Below are 23,177 nucleotides of genomic sequence, written 5' to 3' on the forward strand. Positions count from 1 at the left end.
ATGCTGCACGGGCGCTAGACACGGACCAGCGCGCGCAACTTGTCCAGCCGCGCCGGCCCGATACCGTCGACTTCGGCGAGCTGGTCGACGCTGCTGAACTTGCCGTTGGCCTCTCGCCACGCCACGATCGCGGCGGCAGTAACCGGTCCGATGCCGGGCAGGGTGTCCAGTTGCTGGACCGTCGCGGTGTTCAGATCGATAACCTCACCAGGCTTGGCCGATGCCGCCCCGGATGGTTTCCCGGGTGCGACGGGCGTTGCCGGCGCCGAACCCGGATTGACCGAGCTGCCCAACGCGGTCGGCTGGCCGCGGGGCGGGGCGATACCGACCACAATCTGCTCGCCGTCGCCGACCTGTCGGGCCATGTTCAACCCGATGGTGTCCGCGCCGTCCATCGCGCCGCCCGCCGCCTTCAGCGCGTCAGCGATCCGTGCGCCGGGCGCCAATGTGACCAGTCCGGGCGTGTGCACCAGACCGACCACGCTGACGATCACCGGTTGGGCCGGCCCGGCCGGTGCGGTGGCGGTCGGGCTGCGGCTCGACACCATCTCCACCGGTGGCAGCTTGGCCGACACCACGGGCGCCGGCTGGTCGCGTACCAGGGTGAACACGGTGACCAGAACCGCGATCGCGGCAATCACCGCCAGCGCAATAGCGCCGGCACGACCGGGATCGGCGCGGATCCGGGCCAACAAACCGGCGTTGTGTGCCGTGCTGTCCGGAAGCCAGCGCGGCAGCAAGGAATTCGGGTCGTCGTCGCCGTCGTCGGTCGCATCAGGCTTTGTGTCGGGCCGGGCGCCGAGTCGCCGGTGCAGCCGCTCGGCAGGCAATTCTGTTCGCATGCGCCGACGGTAGGTGCGCCGACCGTCGGCACAGCGCCGTCGCAGCGGTGCCGAGGACCCACTGTGGAGTAAGCCGAAACTGTGTACAACCGTCGCCGGCAGGTTTGGCGATCGAGCATGCGGGTAGCCGGGCGACTATGGGTTTGGCTCTGGTCACTGGCGCGTCGAGTGGAATCGGCCTCGAGATCGTCAAGCGATCTGGGCGCCACCGAGGCTGACGTGGGACTCACTGTCGCAGTTACCGGGCCTACCGGCGAAATCGGCACCTCGGCGGTGACGGCGCTGGAGCGCGACCCGGCCGTCGACCGCATCATCGGCATGGCGCGCCGGCCCTTCGAGCCGTCGTCGCGGGGTTGGTCCAAGACGATCTATCTGCAAGGCGACATCCTGGACCGCAACGCGGTGGACGCCTTGGTCGCCGAGGCTGACGTGGTGGTGCACTTGGCGTTCATCATCATGGGATCCCGTCAGGAAAGTGAACGGGTCAACCTCGAAGGCACCCGGAATGTCTTCGATGCCTGCGCGGCCGGGGCCGCCGCCGAGAAGCCGCGCCGTCTGGTGTACAGCTCGTCGGTAGCCGCCTACGGCTATCACGGCGAGAACCCCGTCCCGTTGACCGAAGACGTACCAGCGCGGGGCTCACCCGAGCACTATTACTCCCAGCAGAAGGCGGCTTGCGAAGCCGCGCTCGACGAGATCACCGCGGGGACACCGCTGGAGGTCTACGTTCTGCGGCCCTGCATCGTCGCGGGCCCGCAGGCGCACGCGTTGGTCGACGCCATGCCGTGGAACCGCATTCCGTATGCCGGCGCTGCGATCCGGCGGATGCCCCTGCTCAAACCCCCGGTTCCCGACCCGGGCAATCCGTTACAGCTGGTCCACCACGATGACGTCGCCACCGCCATTGTGCTGGCCGCCACCAGTTCGGCTCCGCCCGGCGCCTACAACATCGCCGGCGACGGGGTGCTGTCGGTCTCCGAGCTGGCCGCGGCGCTCGGCGGCCGACCAGTGCGGGTGCCCGCCGCTGCGGCGACGGCCGCGTCGACGGTGATCGCCCGACTGCCGTTCGTTCCCTCGGCCGCGGAATGGCTGCACATCGCCCGCACATCGGTGGTGATGGCCACCGACAAGGCCAAAACCCAGCTCGGCTGGACGCCGCGGTACACGTCGGCCCAAACATTGCAGGCACTCGCGGAGTCACTCTGAGGGCCGGGCGGGGCGGAGGCAGGCGGGCGCCGGGGGCAGCGGAGCGCCAGGAGGCCACCGGCTAACGTGCTGAACAGAGTTCCCAACAGATGGAGACACCCGTGCAATTGGCGCTCACAGCGGACGAAGCCGCATTCCGCGACGAGCTTCGCACCTTCTACACCACGCAGATCCCCGCGGACATTCGGGAGCGGAGCCGCCTGGGATTACCGCCCAGCCGCGATGACCTCGCCACCAGCCACAAGATCCTCAACGATCACGGTCTGGCAGTGCCCAGCTGGCCCGTGGAATGGGGCGGCAAGGACTGGACGCCGACTCAACACCAGATCTGGCTTGACGAGATGCAGCTGGCCTCGGTACCCGAGCCGCTGAACTTCAACGCCAAAATGGTCGGGCCGGTGATCGCCGAGTTCGGTTCCCAGGAGACCAAGCAGCGCTTCCTGCCGCCGACGGCGGCCCTGGACATTTGGTGGTGTCAAGGCTTTTCCGAGCCCGAAGCCGGCTCCGACTTGGCGTCGCTGCGTACCACTGCGGTGCGCGACGGTGACAGCTATGTCGTCAATGGGCAAAAGACCTGGACCACCCTGGGCCAGTACGCGGACTGGATCTTCTGCCTGGTACGCACCGACCCGCAGGCACCGAAAAAGCAGGCCGGGATTTCGTTTCTGCTGATCGACCTGGACACCCCGGGCATCACGATGCGGCCGATCAAGCTGATCGACGGCGGCCACGAAGTCAACGAGGTGTTCTTCGAGGACGTCCGGGTCCCCGCCGATCAGCTGGTGGGAGAAGAGAACCAGGGCTGGACCTACGCGAAGTTTCTGTTAGGCAACGAGCGGACCGGGATCGCGCAGGTGGGCCGGACCAAAGTTCGCCTCGCGGAGGTCAAGCAGCGTGCTACCGAGGCCGGCCTGCTCGACGATCCGCTATTCGCGGCCCGTCTCGCCGAAGCCGAAAACGAGGTGCTGACACTGGAGCTCACCCAGATGCGGGTGGCGTCGGGCTCGTCGGGCGGTAAGCCCAACCCGGCATCGTCGGTGCTGAAACTGTGTGGCAGCCAGTTACAGCAGACCGCGACCGAACTTCTGATGGAGGTGGCCGGGCCGGATGCGTTGCCGTTCAATGCCGGCGACGGCATCGCCTCACCCGGGTGGGCGCAAGGGAGTGCACCGCGTTACCTGAACTACCGCAAGACGTCGATCTACGGCGGAAGCAACGAGGTGCAGCGCACCATCATCGCGTCCACCATCCTGGGATTGTGAGGTTGTCATGGACTTTCAACTAAGCGACGAGCAGACGCTGCTCCGCGACACCACCCGCGACCTGCTGTCGCGAGCCTACGACCCGGAGAGCCGCCTGAAGGTTGTCGGCACCGATTTGGGCTGGAGCCGCGAAGTGTGGAGCCAGTTGGCCGACACCGGGATCCTCGGCTTGGGATTCGATCCAGCCGAGGCGGGCCAGATCGAGATCATGGTGGTACTCACCGAGATCGGGCGCCGGCTGGCTCCCGAACCGGTCGTGCACGCCGCGCTGGGACCCGGCGCGATCATCGCCGAGCTGGGCACCGATACCCAAAAGCAGGTGCTGGACGACGTGGCGTCCGGTGAAAGGCTGCTGGCGTTCGCTCACCTCGAGCCCAGGACCGGGATTGCGACAACCGCTGTGCAACAAGGTGATTCATGGCTACTGAGCGGGCAGAAGAACCCGGTGCTCGCCGGCGACTGCGCCGACACCCTGATTGTCAGCGCCGCCTTGCCGGACGGCGGAACCGGCTTGTTCCTGGTCTCCGATTTGGACGGCAACGGGGCCGTCACCCGACGGCCGTACCAGACTTTCGACGGTGCGCGCGGTGCCCAGATCGACCTGGACCAGGCTGCCGGCGAGCCGCTCGGCGATGCGGTCGACGCATCGGCGGCCATCCAGAATGCGATTGTCCGCATCCAATCGGCGTTGTGCGCCGAGGCGGTCGGCGCCATGGAGGAAGCGCTTCGGCTGACAACCGACTACCTCAAGACGCGCAAGCAATTCGGCGTCACCCTGAATACTTTCCAGACGCTGACCCAGCGCGCCGCCGACATGTACGTCTCGATGGAGCTGGCCCGCAGCATGAACTTCTATGCCGCGATGTCGATCGCTGGCGGCACACTCGACCCGTTGATCGCGGCACGGGCGAAACTGCAGATCGGTCGGTCAGGACGGCATATCGCCCAAGAAGCGATCCAGTTGCACGGCGGCATCGGCATGACCGCCGAGTATCCGCTCGGCCACTATGCAGCCCGGCTCACCGCGATCGAGCGCACGCTGGGTTCGTCACAGGACCAGTTGCACGTCCTCATCGACCACGTCGGCGACTACGACATCGTCACCCTGTAGGTATGACCGAATTCTCCTCGGAGGTCACCGAATTCCTGTCAGCAGGCACCCGCACCGGGATGCTGGGATTCGCGGCATCCGATGGTCGGCCGTTGGTGGCCCCGGTGTGGTTCATCGTCGACAACGGCGAGCTGGTGTTCAACACCGGCCGCAACACTGCCAAAGGTCGTGCTCTGCAGCGTGATTCACGTGTCGTGATCTGCGTGGACGACCCGCATCCGCCCTATTCGTTCGTGCAGGTGCAAGGGGTTGCCAGCGTCACCGAAGATGCGGCGGAGCTACTCGACATCGCCACCCGGATCGGCGGACGCTACATGGGCACGCACCGCGCGATCGAGTTCGGCCGCCGTAACGCCGTTCCCGGCGAACTGCTGGTGCGCGTGCGCCCCACCAAGGTCGTCGCCGCGTTCAACATCGCCGACTGACAGCGGCGCCCCGCTCAGAAGCCGAAGCCCAACTCGGCGGGGACATCGCTGACAAAGGCCGCGTCGAGACGACCGATCAGCTCGGAATCCTTAGCGCGCAGCCGGTTGGCCGCCGCCAACACCGGCGCGCGATGCCCACCCAGATATAGGCTGCCCAGCACGTCGAGGTCCATCTCGATGTCTGCCGGGGCGTCACTGGCCGTACAGCGCGCCCGGCCGTCGCGGATGTCCAACGCGAATCGTCCGCCGTCGCAGCGGAATCCATCGGTGACCTCAACCACCGCAGAAAGGTCGGCCTGGTAACTACGGGCTTCCAGCGCGGTCGGAATGTCCATCAGCCGCAGCCACAAGTCGTCCTGACCCCCGGTGGTGCGGGCCAGCCGGGTGTCGATCAGCAGGTAGGGCAGCGGGTCGGCGGGATGGGTGGCGGTGGCGACGGACTTCATCAGGTCCAGACCGAGCAGTGCCCGCCACAAGGCGGCGTGTGCGTCGTTGGTCGCGGCCCTCAGCTCGGCTACCCGAGCCACTCGCTGATTGTCGTCGTGTACGCGGTACAGGGCATATCCGTCGGGGTGCAGCAGCCCGAACCACGGGGTTCCGCCGCGGCGGGCGGCCTCCCGGTCGGCCAGCAGCTCATCCCAGAGTGGTTGCGGGCGCGCCAGCCCGCCAGGAGTCTGTAGCCGCCAGCGCTCGTAGATTGCGGCGAACTCGTCGCGATGCTCGGAAGGCCTGACCAGCCGAACTCCGCTCGGGTCCGGGGCGTCAGCGTGGAAGCCGACGCGGCTGCGGTCGACCGAGAGCTGGTGTTTGATCGTCGCCGGACCGTAGCCGAACCGCCCGTAGATGCCGCCCTCGCTGGCCGTCAGCGCCGCGATCGGATACGCCGCATCGGCGATGCGCTGATGCAATTCGGTGTACATCGCGCGCAACAACCCCCGTCGGCGGTGTGTGGGTGCAACCACGACCAGGCTGACCCCGGCAGTGGGAAGCACCGCTCCGCCCGGCACCGTCAACTGCAGGTCGAGATAGAGCGACATGCCGACGACGGCCTGCTCCAGCACGTCGTCACAGATCAGCACAATGCCGTCGCGCGCCAGCAAGGTCCGCCAGAGGGTCAACGAGCCGGGCTCGCCGAATTCACCGAAACCAGTGGCCGCCAACAACCCCATCGCGGGCCAGTCGTCATCGGTGGCGCTGCGCAAGGTCAGACCGGGAGGTGCGGCGTCGTTCACGAAGTTCGACGGTGCCACAAACCCCGGCGCATCGCACCCCGATATCGTCGTTGGCATCTGCCAACACCGAGGAGTCAGATGACAGCCCCGCTGCGCGTGATCCAGTGGACCACCGGCAACATCGGACAACGATCGCTGCACGCCATCATCGGCCGACCCGACATGGAGTTGGTCGGCGTATATGCGCACGGGCCGGACAAAATCGGTGTCGACGCCGCCGAACTGTCCGGCTGGCCGCAACCGACCGGGATCACGGCCACCGATGACGTCGACGCGCTACTCGCGCTGAAACCCGATGCTTGTTGCTATAACCCGTTGTGGCCCAACATCGACGACCTGGTGCGCCTGCTCGAGGCTGGAGTAAACGTCTGCTCCAGCGCAGCCTGGATCACCGGCGGCAAGCAAACCCCGCAGGACCGGCAACGCATCGTCGACGCCTGTGAGCGGGGTGGGTCGACGATCTTCGGCAGCGGCGCACACCCGGGGATGACGAACATGGTCGGCATGGTGCTCAGCGCGTCCTGCGAGCGCGTCGACGAGATCCGCATCACCGAATCGGTCGACTGCTCGACCTACGAATCGGCGGGCACCCAGACCGCCATGGGCTTCTCCCAAGATCCCGAGACCCCGGGCCTGGCTGAAAGCGTGCGCCGGGAAAGCGAAGTGTTCGCCGAAGCAGCCGCGATGATGGCCGACGCGATCGGGGCGACGCTGGACAAGATGACGTTCGACGTCAAATTCACCGCCGCCACCGCAGACACCGATTTGGGCTTCATGAAGATTCCGGCCGGCACGGTCGGCAGCGTCTATGGGTATCACCGCGGCTGGGTCGGCAACAAGAACGTCGTCAGCGTCGGATTCAACTGGGTCATGGGAAACCACGTCACGCCGCCGAAACCACTGGAGCACGGGCATGTCATTCAAGTCTTCGGCCTGCCCAATATGCGCACCGTGATTCACTGTCTGCCGCCGAAGGATTGGACAGAACCGGGATTCATGGGTCTGGGCATGATCTACACCGCGATGCCAGTCACCAACGCCGTCCCTGCTGTAGTGGCGGCCAAGCCGGGGATTGTGACGCTGGCCGACCTGCCACCGGTCACCGGCCGCGCCGCGGTGTAGCGGCGAGGGGGACGGAACGCTGCCGTACCGTATCCTCTACGATTCTTAGCCGTGCGAAGGTTCGGCGGTATCGGAAGTCAGAGCCGACGGTCGCTGATCGGTGAGCGGGAGGAGACTCGGTGAGAGCGATTCCAATCGCCAACATGGCCAAACGCGCGTGGATACCCCTGGTCCTCGTGGTCGTACTCACCGTCTCGGGACTCATCGTGTTACGACTGCACCGCATCTTCGGCTCCGAGGACCTCAACGCGGGCGCCGGCGCCGGGATCGAGATCGTGCAGTTCAATCCGAAGGACGTCAAGTACGAGGTCTTCGGCCCCGCCGGGACCACCGCCAACATCAACTACTGGGACGCCGAGGCGAACACCCACCAAATCAACGGCGCGCCGGTGCCGTGGTCGTACACGGTCACCACGACATTGCCCTCGGTCAGCGCCAACATCGTGGCGCAGGGCGACGGCGATCGAATCGGCTGCCGGATCACCGTTGACGGTGTGGTCCGGGAGGAGAAAACGGTCCACGGTGTCAAGGCCCAGACCTTCTGCCTAGTGAAGTCCGCATGACACAGACAACTGACAAGCGCCCCCGTCGACCGGTCATCCCGCACTTCATCCGCCTGTTCGCGGTGCCGATCATCCTGGGCTGGGTGGCGCTGACCGTCATCGTCAATGTCGCGGTCCCGCAACTGGAAGTGGTGGGCGAGGAACACTCGGCGCCGATGGCGCCCATGGATGCGCCGTCGATGGTCTCGATGATGCGGCTGGGCCACAACTTCAAGGAATTCGACTCCAACAGCACGATCATGGTCGTCCTGGAAGGTCAGGACAAGCTCGGTGATGCCGCGCACCGCTACTACGAAGACATCATTCGCCAACTGTTGCAGGACCCCGAGCATGTCCAGCACATCCAGGACTTCTGGAGCGATCGCCTGACGGCAGCGGGCGTGCAGTCCGCCGACGCCAAGAGCGCCTACGTGATGATCAACATCGCCGGCAACCAGGGCACCACTGAGGCCAATGACTCCGTCAACGCCGTCCGTGAGGTGGTGGACAAAACACCCGCACCGCCGGGAGTGAAGGGCTACGTCACCGGCCCGGCGGCGCTGAGTGACGACATGCACATCATCGGGAACAAGAGCCTGGCAAAGATCACGCTGTTCACCCTGGGCGCGATCGCGATCATGCTGTTGCTGGTCTACCGCTCATTCGTCACCACTCTGGTCCAGCTGTTCATGACTTTTGTCGCGTTGAGCGCGGCCAGGGGAATAGTCGCGGTGCTGGGCAACGCCAACGCATTCGGGCTGACCACGTTCGCCGCGAATATCCTCACCATGCTGGCGATCGCGGCCGCAACAGACTACGGAATATTCCTGATCGGCCGCTATCAAGAAGCGCACCGGGCCGGCGAGGATCGAGAAACCGCCTACTACACGACGTTTCGTTCGGTGGCCCCGGTTGTGCTGGGGTCGGGTCTGACCATCGCCGGAGCGACGTACTGCCTCAGCCTGGCCCGGCTGCCCTGGTTCTCGACGATGGGGCCGCCAGTGGCGATCGGAATGCTGGTGGTGGTGGCGGCCGGTCTGACGCTGGGACCGGCAGTTGTCTTCGTCGGCAGTCGGTTCGGACTTTTCGAATCCAAGCGGCCCGCCAAGAGCAAGCTGTGGCGGAAGATCGGCACCGCGGTCGTGCGTTGGCCTGGCGCGGTTTTGGCCGCAAGCGGCGTGGTCGTGCTCATCGGCATGGTCGCCTTGCCCGGATACTCGACGAGCTACAACGACCGCCACTATCTGCCGACATCAGCCCCGGCCAACCTCGGGTACGCGGCCGCGGACCGGCACTTCTCGCAGGCCCGGATGAACCCCGACATGTTGATGGTCGAGGCCGACCACGATATGCGCAATACGGCCGACATGCTGGTGTTGGACAAGGTAGCCCGAAACGTCATCCGCACCGTGGGCATCGCGATGATCCAAGACATCACCAGACCGTTGGGGATTCCGATTCAGCACAGCTCCATCGCATTTCAGAACAGCGTGCAGGGCCAGACCCTCATGCAGAACATGGACTACCTCAAAGATCGCCTGGCCGACGTGCTGAAGATATCGGATCAACTCGGAATCACCATCGACTATCTGCAGAAAACATTGGAGATCCAGACACGGCTCAGCGCGGCGACACACCGCACGAACATCGACACCCATGAACTGACCGAGATCACCGATGAATTACGGGACAACTTCGCGAATTTCGAGGACATGTGGCGGCCGATCCGCAGCTACTTCTACTGGGAGAAACACTGCTACGACATCCCCATCTGCTTCTCGTTGAAGTCAATATGGGACTCGCTGGACGGCATCGACGAACTCGATCAAAAGTTCCACACGCTCGCCGACGACTTCGACGACCTCGATGCCGTGACGCAAGAGTTGCTCACGGTGCTGCCGCCGCAGATCGAATCGCTGAAAACCACCCGCTCGCTGACGCTGACACTGCACAGCACCTTCACCGCGATGATCAACCAGCTGGAGGCGTTGAGCGACACCGGGATCGTCATGGGACAGAGTTTCGACGACTCCCGCAACGACGACCTCTTCTACCTGCCTCCCGAAGCGTTCGACAACCCGGACTTCCAGGTCGGGCTCAGGCAGTTCCTGTCGCCGGACGGCAAATCCGCCCGCTTCTTCATCACCCACCAAGGTGATCCGATGAGCCCGGAGGGAATCGAACGGGTTGCCCCGGTACGCACTGCCGCGCAAGAAGCGTTGAAGCAGTCATCGCTGTCGGATGCCAAGGTCTACCTCGGCGGTACCGCCGCGACGTTCAAGGACATGCACGACGGCGCCAGATACGACCTGATGATCGCGGTGGTGTCGGCGCTCACGCTGATCTTCATGATCATGCTGTTGATCACTCGAAGCCTGGTGGCGGCGCTGGTGATCGTAGGCACCGCGGGAAGCTCGATCGCCGCGGCTTTTGGGCTGTCCGTGCTCATCTGGCAGGACCTCTTCGGCATCCATATCCACTGGATCGTGATGGTGCTGTCCATCATCATCCTGTTGGCCGTCGGATCCGACTACAACCTGCTGCTGGTCTCCCGGTTCAAAGAGGAGATCCACGCCGGGCTCAAGACCGGGTATATCCGGGCGATGGGCGGCAGCGGCGGCACGGTGACCGCCGCGGGCCTGGTGTTCGCATTCACGATGGCGGCCATGCTCGGCAGCGAGTTGCAGGTGCTCGGCCAGTTCGGTTCCACCGTCTGCCTCGGCCTGTTGATGGACACGCTGGTGGTGCGCGCGCTATTCATGCCGTCGGTCGCCGTCCTGCTCGGACGCTGGTTCTGGTGGCCGCAGATCGTCCATCCCCGCGGCGACAATGCGCGGCGGCGGCCTCCCCCGGACCGGCTCAGCGACGATACCGCGCCGTTGGCTGTGCCCACGCAGCGATAAGCGGGCTACTCCGCTACCTCCACGCACACCGCAAGTGCTCCGGCGCCGACATGCAGCGCCAGTACCGGCCCCAGGTCGGTCACCATCGCCGGTTCACAGGACGGCAGCCGCTCGGCCAGTGCCGCGGCCACCTCGGCGGCACCGTCGGGATTGGCGACATGGTGCACGGCGATGGCCGCGGAGTGCTCCCCGACTACCGCGCAGACGCGGTCGATCATGGTTGCCACCGCCTTGCTGGCGGTGCGAACCCGTTGCGCCAGAACCAGTTTGCCATCGTCGATGCGTAACAGCGGCTTGAGGGACAATGCGGTGCCCAACCAGGCGGCAGCGCCGCCGATACGTCCGCTGCGACGCAGGTTGTCCAATCGGTGCACGACGATGAATCCGTGATTGCGGCGCACCGCCGCAGCAGCGGCCCGCGCAACGGTGTTCAAATCGGCGCCGTCGGCGGCGCTTCGGGCCGCGGCCAATGCGACGAAACCGGTGTTCATCGCGGTGGACCTCGAATCGACGACCCGCACACCGTCGCCGAGGCCGGCTGCGGTGGCTTCGGCGGCCCCGACGGTTCCAGACAGCGCCGCCGAAAGGTGTACCGCCACTACGCCGTCGCCACCACTGTCGGCAAGTGCCTGCTGGTATGCCTCAGACAATTCGGCGGGGGTGGCTGCGGCAGTGGTTGCCCCGCCGTGCCGGTGAATGTCGTCGGGCACCTCGTCGACGCCGTCGCGCAAATCGGCATCGTCGACCAGAATGTGCAGCGGCACTTGGCGGATCGCCCACTTTTGGCGGACGTCGTCGGGAAGCCGCGCCGACGAGTCGGTGACCACTACGACCGCCATGGACTTAGCGCGGTTTCTCGGTCTGATTGCGCGGCTTCTCACCTGAGATGCCGGCCTCGGCCAGCGCTTTGAGCATCAGTTCGGCGACCGCCTGGTGAGCTTCGAAATTCCAGTGGATGCCGTCGGGGTTGCCGCGGCCGCTCATGATGTGTTCGGCCACGGCGGCTTTCAAGTCGACCAACGGGATGTGGTGCTGCTGGGCCCACTCGGTGATTGCGGTGGCGGTACCTGTGCGGCCGTGGTGTGCCTTGCCGTACGTCTCGGCGATGTGCACCGACGGTAGCGACGCTACGATCGGAATACCGGGTCGATTGAAATCAATTGCGCTGCGGGTCAGTTCGAGGTATTCGGCGCTGAGGCGCGGGGGTAGCGCGGCCCGTGACATCGGGGATAGCCGCGGCTGCAGCCAGCCGTAGCCGTCGCGCACCCAGCGTCGCAGCCACGGCGGGCGTACATAGCGGATAAGCTCGCGCAGCGCGGTCGGCAGCGGCGACGGCAACGAATCCATCCCGCCGGTGGCGAAGACGACTGCGCCTGCGCGGGGCAGCGCCGCCCAGGACCGCGGGTCCTGGGTGGCCGCCCACCAGACGTCTCGACAGGTCCAGCCGATGCGGCCGATCAGCTCGATGTCCCACCCAAGTTGCGCCGCAACGATATTGGGCCAAATGCGGGGGTCGTCGGCGGGTAGACCGCCGGTCGGCCCGTAATAGGCCAGCGAATCGGCGAAGATCAGCAATACCGGACCGGGCTCAGAGGACATCGCCCGCGACCTGTGCCGAAGCGTTCCACACATCAAGGCGCCAGCTGATGCCGTCGTCGCTCGAATGGCCGGACAGTTGCGTCCAACTGGCGTTGCCCATTCCGCCCAACGCCGGCCAGTTGGCAACCGGCAGCCCCAGCAATGCTGCCGTCAGAGCGGCGATCAAACCGCCGTGGGTGACCAGTACCACCGGACGCTCGTCGGCGCCCCATTCCGGTTCACCGGATACCAATTCGGCCACCAGCGGCATACTGCGCGCGGCGACGTCGACTCTGCTTTCCCCGCCGTGCGGCGCCCAGGAGGCGTCTTCGCGCCACGCCAATCTGGCCCCTGGCGCGATCTCGTCGATCTCGGCGTGGGTCATCCCCTGCCAGTCGCCGAGATGGGTTTCCCGTAATCGATTGTCGGCGCGCAGCGGCAGACCAGTCTGCTCCCCCAATGCCGTCGCCGTGTCGTAGGCGCGCCGCAGATCCGACGACACGATCAGCAGCGGCTGGCGTTTGCCCAACGCCTCGGCCGCGGCGAGGGCCTGGGCACGGCCGAGTTCACTCAGTTCGGTGTCCAGCTGGCCCTGCATCCGGGTGTCGGCGTTGAACTCGGTTTGCCCGTGGCGCAGCATGACCAGCCGGCGCACGCTCACGGCGTGCTCTCCAGGTCCACGGTGATCACCGGGCAGTCCCGCCACAGGCGGTCCAGTGAGTAGAAGTCACGCTCGTCCTGGTGCTGGATGTGCACGACGATGTCGATGTAGTCCAGTAACGTCCAGCGGCCTTCGCGGGTGCCTTCGCGGCGCGCCGGCTTGTAGCCCGCGCGGCGCATCTTCTCCTCGACCTCGTCGACGATGGCGTTGACCTGTCGCTCGTTGGACGCCGAAGCGATCACGAAGCAGTCGGTAATGACCAGCTGGCCGGACACGTCGATGACGACGACGTCGTCGGCGAGCTTCGAGGCGGCCGCGCCGGCGGCCACTGTGGCCATGTCGATGGCTTCTTGGCTGGCAGTCATGACTGGTCCTGGGGTTTGCGGTAGAGCTCGCGTTTGGAGATGTACTGCACGACGCCGTCGGGCATCAGGTACCACAGCGGCCGGGACTCCTGCGCGCGCCGCCGGCAGTCGGTGGACGAGATCGCCAGTGCCGGGATTTCGACCAGGCTCAGCGCGTCGTCCGGCAGCCCGTCAAGGACGTCGGTGAGATGTTCGCGGGCCAGCTCGTAACCGGGCCGGCTGACTCCGACGAACCGCGCTATCGCGAACAGTTCCTCCAAGTCCTGCCAGGACAGGATCGACGCGAGCGCGTCGGCCCCGGTGATGAAAAACAGGTCGGAGTCGGGATTGAGCGTGCGCAGATCCCGCAACGTGTCCTTGGTATAGGTCAGCCCGCCGCGGTCGATGTCGACGCGGCTCACCGAGAAGCGGGGATTGGCTGCGGTGGCGATGACTGTCATCAGGTAGCGGTCTTCGCCGGCGCTCACTTGTCGACTTTTCTGCCAGGGCTGGCCGGTCGGCACGAACACCACTTCGTCGAGATCGAACAGGTAGGCAACTTCGCTGGCCGCGACCAGGTGGCCGTTATGGATGGGATCGAATGTCCCACCCATGACTCCCAGCCTGCGGCGGCGCTTTTGCACGGTTTGCCAGCTTACTGGAGCCCCACCCTCCCGCGAGCGTGCGTGTTCCCGGCCGACACGCCGCTCGCCTACCCGTTTCTCCGCACGCTCGCGAACGGGTGACGAGAACCATCGCCACGGCAGGGCGCCCTCCGTCGTGCGGGCATCCCCGTGGCGGATCTGCCATAGGACAGCGTCGCGTTCGCAGGCGCGGAGCTGACCATTGGGCGAGCGTGCGTAGAAACGGCGTTTACCCCGGTGTGTCGGCCGGGGACACGCACGCTCGCGGCAGAACTGGCTACACCGGCAGGAGTTGGTCGATCACGGCGGCCAGCTGTTTGGCCGAGCGGCATTCGTGCATGGTGATGACCTCTTCGTAACGCGGCACCGCCGAATCGCCGCTGCCCCACAGATGCTTGGGCTCGGGGTTGAGCCAGTGCGCGTGGCGGCTGGCGGTCACCATGTGCGCCAGCACGTCGGTGGCCGGGTCGCGGTAGTTCGTGCGGCCGTCGCCGAGCACCAGCAGCGAACTGCGCGGCGAGAGCACGTTGTGGAACTGCTCGGTGAACGACACGAACGCATTGCCGTAATCCGAATGCCCGTCGCGGGTGTAGACACCGGCCTCGCGGGTGATCCGCTGAATGGCCACCGCCAAATCGGCGTCAGGACCGAATAGGTGTGTCACCTCGTCGGTGGTGTCTATGAAAGCAAAAACCCGGACGCGGGAAAACTGTTGGCGCAGAGCATTTACCAGCAACAGTGTGAAGTGGCTGAACCCGGCGACCGAGCCGGAGACATCGCAGAGCACCACCAATTCGGGCCGGGCCGGCCGCGGTTTACGCAACACCACGTCGATCGGCACGCCGCCGGTCGACATCGACTTGCGCAGCGTCTTGCGCAGGTCGATCGACCCGGCGCGGGCGCGACGCCGACGGGCCGCCAGCCGGGTAGCCAGCGTCCGGGCTAGCGGTGCCACCACCCGGCGCATCTGACGCAGCTGGTCACCCGAGGCGCGTAGGAACTCGACGTTCTCAGACAGCTGCGGGATGCCGTACATCTGCACATGATCGCGGCCCAGCTGCTCGGCGGTCCGCCGCTTGGTCTCCGCGTCGACCATCTTGCGCAATTGGGTGATCTTCTGCGCGGCAAGCGCTTTGGCGATCTGCTCTTGGGACGGGGTGGGCTCGTCGCCGTAGGGCGCCAGCAGGCCGGCCAGCAGCCGGCCCTCCAACTGATCCAGCGCCATCGCTTTGAGCGCCTGATACGACGAGTAGGACGGACCGCGACTGGAGCTGTATTTGCCGTAGGCTTCCACGATTTGGGCGATCATCGCTACCAGTCGCTCGTCCATGTCGGCGAGATCGGTGTTCTCGGCCAGCAGATCCAGCAGCATCTGCCGCATCGCTTCGACGTCTTCGGCAAGCAGTTGGATGTCGGGATGTTCGTCGTCAGACGCCTCTTCGGCTACCACCGCCCGCGCGCCCAGCGCCGACGGCCACCACAAATCGAACATGGCGTCGTACGTTTCCCGATGGTCGGGGCGGCGCAGCACCGCACAGGCGATTCCCTCGCGTAACACCTCCCGGTCGCCCAGACCCAACGCCGTCATCACCCGACCGGCGTCCACCGTCTCCGACGGGCCGACCGAAATACCCTGCCCCCGAAGCGCTTCCACGAACTCCACCAAATGGCCGGGCAGCCCGTGCGGGGCCAGCGGCCGACTGGGGCGAACGCGGCGGGCCATCAGTTGAGCCGCAACTCGCCGGACGCGCGGTGCTGGTCGGACTGGTGCTTGAGCACGACACCCAGCGTGGCTGCGATGGTGGCGTCGTCGATGGTGTCCAGACCCAACGCCAAAAGCGTGCGGCCCCAATCGATCGTCTCGGCCACCGACGGCAGCTTTTTCAGCTGCATGCCGCGCAGCACACCGATGATCCGCACCAACTCGTCGGCAAGGTGCCCGGGCAATTCGGGAACCCGGGACAACAGGATGCGCCGCTCCAACTCCGGGCTCGGGAAATCGATGTGCAGGAACAGGCACCGACGTTTGAGCGCCTCGGACAGCTCCCTGGTGGCGTTGGAAGTCAGCACCACGAACGGCGCCCGCTCGGCGGTGATTGTCCCCAGCTCCGGGACGGTGACCGCGAAGTCGCTCAACACCTCCAGCAGCAGGCCCTCGATTTCGATGTCGGCCTTGTCGGTTTCGTCGACCAGCAGCACCGTCGGCTCGGTGCGCCGAATCGCGGTCAGCAGCGGACGGGTCAGCAGAAACTCCTCGCTGAACACGTCGGATTTTGTGGACTCCCATGCCCCCCCATCAGCGGAGCCGGCCTGAATCCGCAGGATCTGCTTGGCGTGGTTCCACTCGTAGAGCGCGCGGGCCTCGTCCACCCCTTCGTAGCACTGCAAACGCACCAGCCCCGACCCGGTGGCCTGCGCGACGGCGCGGGCCAGCTCGGTTTTGCCCACCCCGGCGGGTCCTTCGACCAGCAGCGGTTTGCCGAGTCGGTCGGCCAGGAAGACCGCCGTCGCGGTGGCAGTGTCGGGCAGATAGCCGGTCTCGGCCAGCCGCCGGCCGACATCATCGATATCGGCGAACAGCGGGATGGGCCGCGCGGGAACAGTCACTGGGGTTTCTCCTAGGGAACACGGGTGTGGCCGTCTCCCCAGACGATCCACTTGGTCGAGGTCAACTCCGGCAGCCCCATCGGGCCACGAGCGTGCAGCTTCTGGGTGGAGATACCGATTTCGGCGCCGAAACCGAACTGCTCACCGTCGGTGAACGCCGTCGACGCGTTCACCATCACCGCAGCCGCATCGATTCCTTCGGTAAAGCGCTGGGCGGCAGCCATATTGGTGGTCACGATCGCCTCGGTATGTCCGGTGCCGTATTCGTTGATGTGATCGATCGCGGCGTCAACCCCGTCGACCACCGCCACCGCGATGTCCATGGCCAGGTATTCGCGACGCAAGTCGTCCTCGTCGGCGTCCAGGTGCACGGTGACCCCGGCGTCTTGCAGCGCCCCGACCAGCCGGGGCAGCGCCTGCCCGGCGATGGCGGTGTCGACCAGCAGCGTCTCGGCGGCGTTGCACACGCTGGGCCGCCGCGTCTTGGAGTTCAGCAGCACCTGCTCGGCGACGTCGAGGTCAGCGCCGCCGTCGACATAGACGTGGCAGTTGCCGACGCCGGTCTCGATGGTGGGGACTTGCGCGTCACGAACCACCGCGTCGATCAAGCCCGCTCCGCCGCGCGGGATGACCACGTCGACCAGGCCGCGGGCCTGGATCAGGTGGGTGACGGTCGAGCGGTCGGAACTGTCGAGCAGCTGGACCGCATCGGCGGGCAGGTCTTCGTGAACCAGGGCGGCCCGTAACACCGAGACCAGCGCCTGGTTGGAGTTCGCCGCCGACGAGCTGCCGCGCAGCAGTGCGGCGTTGCCGGATTTGAGCGCCAAACCGAAGGCGTCGACCGTGACGTTAGGACGACCCTCATAGACCATGCCGACCACGCCGAGCGGAACCCGCTGCTGGCGCAGCATCAGCCCGTTCGGCAGGGTGTAGCCGCGCAACACCTCGCCGACCGGATCGGGCAGACCGGCGACCTGGCGCAAACCCTCGGCGATTCCGTCGATGCGCTGCGGGTTCAGCGCCAGCCGATCGAGGATCGCCGTCGGCGTGCCGACGGCACGCGCGGCGTTCAGGTCATCGGCGTTGGCCCCCAGCACCTGGTCGACATGGGCCACGATCGCATCGGCCGCGGCGAGCAGCGCGTGGTCTTTGACGACAGTCGGCAACGAGGCGAGGGTGCGGGCCGCCACCCGGGCGCGGCGCGCGGCGTCGTGCACCTGTTGACGCAAGTCAGCGCGCGACGGTGCTTGCAGACTCATTCCCCCAGGGTATCGGGCGTTCGGCGGCGCGACGACACGGCTACCTAGTCAGCTGCTGGACCTTGCCGCGCCGCTCGTCAATGATGCGGCCGAAGTCCTGCAGCAGCAGCGGTTTGCGCATGACCAGCTCCTCGATGTGTTCTCGACCGATCTCCAGCGCGGTCACCTCGCCCTGCGCGTACACGTCGGCAAGGTTGGGTTGACGGGTCAGCGTGGTCAAGCCCAGAAAAGATCCCTCGTCCAGCGTGCCGACCGGAAGCACTGAACCGTCATCGGTCATCGCAGTCATCCGGAGCCTGCCGGCGACCAAGAACGTCATGCCGACCGGGACTTGGCCGGCATACTCGACGATCTCGTCGGCGCCGTAGCGGACGATCTTGGCGTGCGACACCAGTGCCTGCTGGTCGGTAACGCTCAACCGCAGGGCCGGCGCCACCACCAACCGCAGCGCCTTGTCAACGCGTTCGGTGCTGGAGAAGTCGTCCTCGGCATCGTCGAGGTGTAAGCCCTCGCGACGGGCGGCATACCAGATCCAGCGGAGAAAGGTGGCCTGCGCTGCGCCGTCGTCGGCGGGCGAGGTGAGGCCGATCGTCGTTTCGTATTCGCCGCCGCCGCGCGCCACCGAGGCAGGCACCGCGTCGGTCTTGAGTTGCGGCAGCGCGCTTGCGGTGCGGGATAACAGTGCGCACACCCGATCGGGCGGGTCGGTGGACGAAAACGTGGTCGTGATGGTCAGGGTGTGTGCGCCGGGCGGCCGGCTCAGGTTGGTAAACGAGGTGCCGGCCAACACCGAGTTGGGCATGATCTGCGTGCCGCGGCCGGTTTCGATGTGGACGGCTCGCCAGTTCACCTCGACGATGCGTCCCCGGGCGGTCGGCGTGTCCAGCCAGTCACCGATCCGGAACGGCTGCTCGAACAACATGAACAAGCCGGAGACGATCTGGCCCACCGAGTTCTGCAACATCAGGCCGATGACGACCGACGTCACCCCCAGCGCGGTGAACAGGCCGCCGATCCGCACCCCCCAGACATAGGAGGAGATCAGCGCCAGCCCCACACCGATCAGCAACAGGCGGGCGACGTCGAGGAAGATGGTCGGCACCCGCTTTCGCCACGAACCCTGCGGCGCAGCCTGGAACACGGTGGCGTCCAGGCCAGAAAGCAGCAGCACGAGCACGAGGAAGCCGAATACCGTCGCGAGGCTGCGCACCGAGGTGTACTGCCCGGGCACCTGCGCCGCCCCGACCAGCAGCACCAACAGCGCGCCCAACGGAAGCAGATAGTTGCGCAGCAGGTTGACCGGCCTGGCGAGATAGCTTTGCCGGCGCACGAGGACGTGATGCCATTCGGTGAGCACGATGAGCCCGACCGGCAGTCCGATCGCAACGCCGACCGCCCAGTAGAACCACGGCAACTCGAAGACGCTCACTGCCGCTCCGACAGTCGCCAGATGGGTTGCTCGGATCCGCCGACCGAGATGGTGCCGGCCGGGGTGAAGTGGTGCACGTCGGCCATCACGTCGTGGACATGCGTCGTGACGTAGATACCGGGCTGCGGTGAGCCGCTGTGCATCTGGTAGGCCAAGTTCACTGCCGCGCCCCACATGTCGTAGACGACCGTCGATCGGCCTACCAGCCCGCTGACCACCTTGCCGGTGTTGATGCCGGCCCGAAGGGCCAGCTCGCTACCGGTTTGGCTGTTGAACCGATCAATGATGCGCTGCATTTCCAGGGCGAAGTCGACACTCCGGTTCACGTTGTCCAGTCGCGGGGTGTTCACCCCGCAGCTGGCCAGATACCCGTTGTGCAGGGTGCGGATACGTTCGACGCCAAGAGTTTCCGCAGCCGAGTCGAATTGCCGAACCAGGTCGTCGACAACTCCCACCAGCTCGCTGCCGGACAGGTGGTTGGACATGTCATCGAGTCCGATGATGTCGGCGAAGATCACGCTGACATCGGAGTGCTCTTCGGCGATGGTCTGCTCGCCCTCGCGGTAGCGTTGCACGACCGGCTCCGGCATCAACGACCGCAATAGGCGGTCATTCTCTTTGCGTTGCTCGTTGAGCAGCTCTTCCTTGGTCTGCAGGTTGCGGCTCATGTCGTTGAAAGCCGCCGTCAAATCTCCGATTTCGTCTCGAGACGTAATCGGGATCGCGCCGCTGTAATCCCCTGCGCTGATCCGTTGCGCGCCGGCCTCCAGTCGACGGATCGGCCTGACGAACATCTGGGCCAGTAGGATCGCCGCCACGCAGATCGCGAAAATGATTGTGGTGGTGGCTAACACGAGTGTCTTAGTGAAAGATTCGATCTTGGCGAATGCCTCGGAATTATCTCTGGTGGCCAGGATCGACCAGCGCAGGTCTGAGTCCGGCACGTTCAGCGGCGCGTAGGCCTGCAATTCCTTCTTGCCAAGGTAGTCGGTGCCGGCGATGACGCCGGTCTGCCCGCGTTGAGCTTCACGAAGGCCCGCGGTCTGCACCGGCTGCACCAGGGTGGTGCCGCCTAACCGGATCGCTTGGTTCACCACGTCAGGCGGGGTGCCACCGGCGACCGCGTCGTGTTCGTATTGCTTTGGGTCTTCCAAAAAAAGCCGCGAATCGGATCGCATCAAGTTGTCGGGGCCAGCCAGATAGGTCTCGGTGGTCTTGCCCACCCCGGCCGCGGCCCAACGCTTGTTGGCGGTCATGATCTTGTTGATCTTCGAGGTCGGTAGGGGCAGCGCCATCACTCCGTCCACCCGGCCGTCGGTTCCGATCGGTGAAACCAGCCACGCGGTGGGTGCGCCGCGTTGCGGCTGATACGGCTGGAAGTCGGTGATCCAGACGAAGTCAATAGCGTTGGCGCCCAGCACTTTTTTGTACGCATCACGCAGGTTGGATTCACGGTAGGGCCCGGCCAGGATGTTGGTACCCAGGTCGGGGCCTTTGTTGACGGTGTAGACGACATTGCCGCGGGTATCCAGCAGCAGGGCATCCCGATATTCGAGGCGGGCGACGATTTCCCGGAAAAAGTCGTTGAATCGGGCGTTGGCGGCCGACCACGCGCTGCCGTCGCCGGCGTCGTCGACTTTCCTCGAGTCACCGTTCGACGTGAACGGGGCCGTGTAGTGGGCCTGAAGATACTTCTGCGCGTTCGACTTCGGCAACAGCGCGTCGAGATCGAGTTCATCGCCGGTCGTCTGCTTGATCGGCTTGATGAGTTCGTTGTTGTAGTAGGTGGCGAGCGCCTGCTGCTGCGCGGGGTTGATCGGCGCGTTGTCGAGCTGATCGAATCCCGCCGCAAACGCCTGCACCGCGTCGACCGCAGTGAAGTCGCGACTGTGGATGATCAACGAGTTCGTCAGGTCGGCGAACAACGTCTCGATCGCCCGCTTCTGCGACGCGCGCAACTCGATCAACCTGTCCGACGCCGCTTCGCGTAACGCGCTACGGCCGGCTCCATATTCGATGATCGCGATGATTCCCACCGATGCGATACCCGATACCAAAAGCATCACCATCAGCTTGGACTGGATGCTTACCCGGGACAGCAGCCGCGGGCGACGTCGACTCTTCGTGGTCGGGGCATGTTCCCCGTCCGGTTCTGCCGGCTGCCGCGATGTCAATCGGCTTCCTTCCGCTCGTGCAGCTAAGACGGGTCACGCAGCAGAGTAACGCGACGGCGTGCGCCTCGTTGTGCATCCGCGTGCGACTCCATAACGTCGGCCGAATGACAACCCGAGTATGCGTGGTCGGCAGCGTGAATATGGACACCGTGTTCGACGTCGATTCGCTGCCGCGACCGGGCGAAACCGTGTTGGCCACCTCAGCACAGTCGACGCCCGGCGGCAAGGGCGCCAATCAGGCGGTCGCAGCGGCACGTGCCGGTGCTCGGGTGCGGTTCGTCGGCGCGGTGGGCGACGACGCGGCGGCCGCGCAGTTGCGCGCGCATCTCGCCGACAACGACGTGGACACCGGCGGGCTAGTCGCGGTGGCCGGTCCCAGTGGATCCGCGGTGGTGATGGTGGACAGCGCCGGCGAGAACGCGATCGTGGTCGCGCCAGGCGCCAACGGGCGCCTGACGCTGGACCCCGACGGGTTCCGGGCTGTCGTCGCCGACTGCGACGTGTTGCTGGTGCAGCTGGAGATTCCAATCGCCACCGCTATCGCAGCCGCCCGCGAAGCACACGCGGTAGGCGCGATCGTCATGGTCAACGCCTCGCCGCCGGCCACCGATCTGAGCGAGCTGGCCGGGCTCACCGACGTGTTGATCGTCAACGAGTCCGAAGACGAGCGGTGGGTGTGGCCGGTGACGCATCGGGTGGTCACCCGGGGCGCTTCCGGCGCCAGTTACCGCGGAGACGGCGACGACACCACGGTTCCGGCGCCTGCGGTGGAGGTCGTCGACACCGCCGGAGCCGGTGATGTGTTCGCCGGTGTACTGGCCGCCGGGTGGTCCACCGGGCGTGACTACGCGTTGCGGCGCGCGTGTGCGGCCGGTGCGCTCGCGACGCTGGTACCCGGTGCCGGCGACTGCGCACCGCTCGGCGAAGCTATCGATGACGTCGTCGCAAAAACCAAAGGAGAGCATTAAATGTCGCCACCACGTCCACCCGAGGGTGACTGGTTGGGAACGAAGTTCCTGAAGTTCACCCGCGAGGGACCGTTCGGAGTCGTCACGCTGGACCGCCCCGAGGCGCGCAACGCGATGACGCCGGCAATGTACTTCGGCATCCGTTATGCGATCACCCATGTCAACGCCGACGCCGACCTGGCGGGCCTGCTGATCACCGGCACCGGCGACGTGTTCGCACCGGGCGGTGATCTCGGCGGTGGCGGCGACGACAACTGGATGCAGTGGGGCTCAGCGCTGTCACTGGATATCACGCCGTTCGACACGCTGCGCAAGTCCGCCAAGCCGGTGGTGTCGGCGGTCAACGGGCTGTGCCAAGGCGGCGGGCTGCAGATCGCGATGTGCAGCGACGTCGCGGTGGTCAGCGACCGCGCGACGTTCCGGGTCCCGGAGCTCTACCGCGGCATCGCCGACACGTATTACAGCCAAATGCTGGCACGCGTCGTCGGACCCATCCGTACTCGCGACCTGATGCTGACCGGGCGGACGCTGTCCGCGGCAGAGGCCGTCGAGTGGGGCATGGTCGCGCGGATGGTGCCGCACGGGGAGTTGATGGACGCCGCACGCGAGGTGCTCGGTCAAGCGTGTCGTACGGCGCCCGCCGCGCGGCGGGTCGTCAAGGCCAGCCTGGACAATTACCTCGGGCTCTACGACCGGATCGGGATGGAGGCCAGCATCGAAGGGCCCGAGGCCGTCGAGGGCTTTGTGGCGTTCCGTGAGCGGCGGTCACCGAACTGGGTGCACCCCGACCTGCGGGTCGACGGCCGGCTGTAACGCCCATTGCGCCCAACGTCGAGTTGTTGCGGCGAACCGGCGGGAATCGCCCGAC

The 23,177-nt window shown here is 65.9% G+C and carries 21 protein-coding genes; 9 read left to right on the plus strand and 12 right to left on the minus strand.

Annotation, left to right across the window (positions count from 1 at the left end):
- Window positions 1-14: 14 nt before the first annotated feature.
- Window positions 15-842 carry a ComEA family DNA-binding protein gene (locus AC5Y49_RS03365; RefSeq protein WP_499884349.1) on the minus strand — a complete coding sequence of 276 codons (828 nt, stop codon included), beginning with the start codon at window positions 840-842 and terminating at the stop codon, window positions 15-17.
- A gap of 219 nt (window positions 843-1,061) precedes the next feature.
- Here AC5Y49_RS03365 and AC5Y49_RS03370 point away from each other — a divergent pair, with 219 nt between their 5' ends.
- The 4 genes from AC5Y49_RS03370 to AC5Y49_RS03385 all read left to right on the plus strand — a co-directional run bounded on the left by AC5Y49_RS03370 (window position 1,062) and on the right by AC5Y49_RS03385 (window position 4,846).
- Window positions 1,062-2,048: an NAD-dependent epimerase/dehydratase family protein gene (locus AC5Y49_RS03370; RefSeq protein ID WP_499884350.1), complete on the plus strand. Its 987-nt coding sequence runs from the start codon at window positions 1,062-1,064 to the stop codon at window positions 2,046-2,048.
- A gap of 101 nt (window positions 2,049-2,149) precedes the next feature.
- On the plus strand, window positions 2,150-3,310 hold the full coding sequence (locus AC5Y49_RS03375; protein ID WP_499884643.1) for an acyl-CoA dehydrogenase family protein: 1,161 nt from the start codon (window positions 2,150-2,152) through the stop codon (window positions 3,308-3,310).
- Window positions 3,311-3,317: 7 nt separating this feature from the next.
- On the plus strand, window positions 3,318-4,421 hold the full coding sequence (locus AC5Y49_RS03380) for an acyl-CoA dehydrogenase family protein (protein WP_499884351.1): 1,104 nt from the start codon (window positions 3,318-3,320) through the stop codon (window positions 4,419-4,421).
- Window positions 4,422-4,423: 2 nt separating this feature from the next.
- The gene (locus tag AC5Y49_RS03385; protein ID WP_499884352.1) at window positions 4,424-4,846 is read left to right on the plus strand and encodes a PPOX class F420-dependent oxidoreductase; all 423 of its coding nucleotides are present in this window, start codon (window positions 4,424-4,426) and stop codon (window positions 4,844-4,846) included.
- Window positions 4,847-4,860: 14 nt separating this feature from the next.
- On the opposite strand, the gene AC5Y49_RS03390 is transcribed toward AC5Y49_RS03385, so the two are convergent.
- Window positions 4,861-6,054: an enhanced intracellular survival protein Eis gene (locus AC5Y49_RS03390; protein ID WP_499884644.1), complete on the minus strand. Its 1,194-nt coding sequence runs from the start codon at window positions 6,052-6,054 to the stop codon at window positions 4,861-4,863.
- Window positions 6,055-6,156: 102 nt separating this feature from the next.
- Here AC5Y49_RS03390 and AC5Y49_RS03395 point away from each other — a divergent pair, with 102 nt between their 5' ends.
- The 3 genes from AC5Y49_RS03395 to AC5Y49_RS03405 all read left to right on the plus strand — a co-directional run bounded on the left by AC5Y49_RS03395 (window position 6,157) and on the right by AC5Y49_RS03405 (window position 10,645).
- The gene (locus tag AC5Y49_RS03395; RefSeq protein WP_499884353.1) at window positions 6,157-7,200 is read left to right on the plus strand and encodes an NAD(P)H-dependent amine dehydrogenase family protein; all 1,044 of its coding nucleotides are present in this window, start codon (window positions 6,157-6,159) and stop codon (window positions 7,198-7,200) included.
- A 143-nt stretch (window positions 7,201-7,343) separates the two neighbouring features.
- Complete coding sequence (locus tag AC5Y49_RS03400; protein WP_499884645.1) at window positions 7,344-7,763, plus strand: MmpS family transport accessory protein; 420 nt, start codon at window positions 7,344-7,346, stop codon at window positions 7,761-7,763.
- Entirely contained in the window at window positions 7,760-10,645 is a 2,886-nt protein-coding gene (locus AC5Y49_RS03405; RefSeq protein WP_499884354.1) for an MMPL/RND family transporter, read from the plus strand. The genes AC5Y49_RS03400 and AC5Y49_RS03405 overlap by 4 nt, the downstream gene beginning before the upstream one ends.
- Window positions 10,646-10,650: 5 nt before the next feature.
- On the opposite strand, the gene AC5Y49_RS03410 is transcribed toward AC5Y49_RS03405, so the two are convergent.
- The 10 genes from AC5Y49_RS03410 to AC5Y49_RS03455 form a co-directional block, all read right to left on the minus strand.
- Window positions 10,651-11,484 (minus strand): DegV family protein, encoded by an 834-nt coding sequence (locus AC5Y49_RS03410; protein ID WP_499884355.1) that lies wholly within the window; start codon window positions 11,482-11,484, stop codon window positions 10,651-10,653.
- A 4-nt stretch (window positions 11,485-11,488) separates the two neighbouring features.
- The gene (gene octT / locus AC5Y49_RS03415; RefSeq protein WP_499884356.1) at window positions 11,489-12,244 is read right to left on the minus strand and encodes a diglucosylglycerate octanoyltransferase; all 756 of its coding nucleotides are present in this window, start codon (window positions 12,242-12,244) and stop codon (window positions 11,489-11,491) included.
- Window positions 12,234-12,884, minus strand: a complete 651-nt coding sequence (gpgP, locus tag AC5Y49_RS03420) for a glucosyl-3-phosphoglycerate phosphatase (protein WP_499884358.1) — start codon at window positions 12,882-12,884, stop codon at window positions 12,234-12,236. The genes octT and gpgP overlap by 11 nt, the downstream gene beginning before the upstream one ends.
- Complete coding sequence (gene rsfS, locus AC5Y49_RS03425; protein ID WP_499884359.1) at window positions 12,881-13,249, minus strand: ribosome silencing factor; 369 nt, start codon at window positions 13,247-13,249, stop codon at window positions 12,881-12,883. The genes gpgP and rsfS overlap by 4 nt, the downstream gene beginning before the upstream one ends.
- The gene (nadD, locus tag AC5Y49_RS03430) at window positions 13,246-13,872 is read right to left on the minus strand and encodes a nicotinate-nucleotide adenylyltransferase (protein WP_499884360.1); all 627 of its coding nucleotides are present in this window, start codon (window positions 13,870-13,872) and stop codon (window positions 13,246-13,248) included. The genes rsfS and nadD overlap by 4 nt, the downstream gene beginning before the upstream one ends.
- A gap of 277 nt (window positions 13,873-14,149) precedes the next feature.
- Entirely contained in the window at window positions 14,150-15,598 is a 1,449-nt protein-coding gene (locus tag AC5Y49_RS03435) for a vWA domain-containing protein (RefSeq protein ID WP_499884646.1), read from the minus strand.
- Window positions 15,595-16,479 carry an AAA family ATPase gene (locus AC5Y49_RS03440; RefSeq protein ID WP_499884361.1) on the minus strand — a complete coding sequence of 295 codons (885 nt, stop codon included), beginning with the start codon at window positions 16,477-16,479 and terminating at the stop codon, window positions 15,595-15,597. The genes AC5Y49_RS03435 and AC5Y49_RS03440 overlap by 4 nt, the downstream gene beginning before the upstream one ends.
- 11 nt (window positions 16,480-16,490) lie before the next feature.
- Window positions 16,491-17,738 (minus strand): glutamate-5-semialdehyde dehydrogenase, encoded by a 1,248-nt coding sequence (locus tag AC5Y49_RS03445; protein WP_499884362.1) that lies wholly within the window; start codon window positions 17,736-17,738, stop codon window positions 16,491-16,493.
- Window positions 17,739-17,778: 40 nt separating this feature from the next.
- Entirely contained in the window at window positions 17,779-19,167 is a 1,389-nt protein-coding gene (locus tag AC5Y49_RS03450; RefSeq protein WP_499884363.1) for a mechanosensitive ion channel domain-containing protein, read from the minus strand.
- Window positions 19,164-21,341, minus strand: coding sequence for an adenylate/guanylate cyclase domain-containing protein (locus AC5Y49_RS03455; RefSeq protein WP_499884364.1), 2,178 nt, complete (start codon window positions 21,339-21,341; stop codon window positions 19,164-19,166). The genes AC5Y49_RS03450 and AC5Y49_RS03455 overlap by 4 nt, the downstream gene beginning before the upstream one ends.
- 104 nt (window positions 21,342-21,445) lie before the next feature.
- On the opposite strand from AC5Y49_RS03455, the gene AC5Y49_RS03460 reads away from it, so the two are divergent.
- Both AC5Y49_RS03460 and AC5Y49_RS03465 read left to right on the plus strand, forming a co-directional pair.
- The gene (locus AC5Y49_RS03460; protein WP_499884365.1) at window positions 21,446-22,309 is read left to right on the plus strand and encodes a PfkB family carbohydrate kinase; all 864 of its coding nucleotides are present in this window, start codon (window positions 21,446-21,448) and stop codon (window positions 22,307-22,309) included.
- The gene (locus tag AC5Y49_RS03465) at window positions 22,310-23,122 is read left to right on the plus strand and encodes an enoyl-CoA hydratase/isomerase family protein (RefSeq protein ID WP_499884366.1); all 813 of its coding nucleotides are present in this window, start codon (window positions 22,310-22,312) and stop codon (window positions 23,120-23,122) included. It begins immediately after the preceding gene.
- Window positions 23,123-23,177: the final 55 nt, after the last annotated feature.

Source organism: Mycobacterium sp. NGS62 (genome assembly GCF_059812285.1).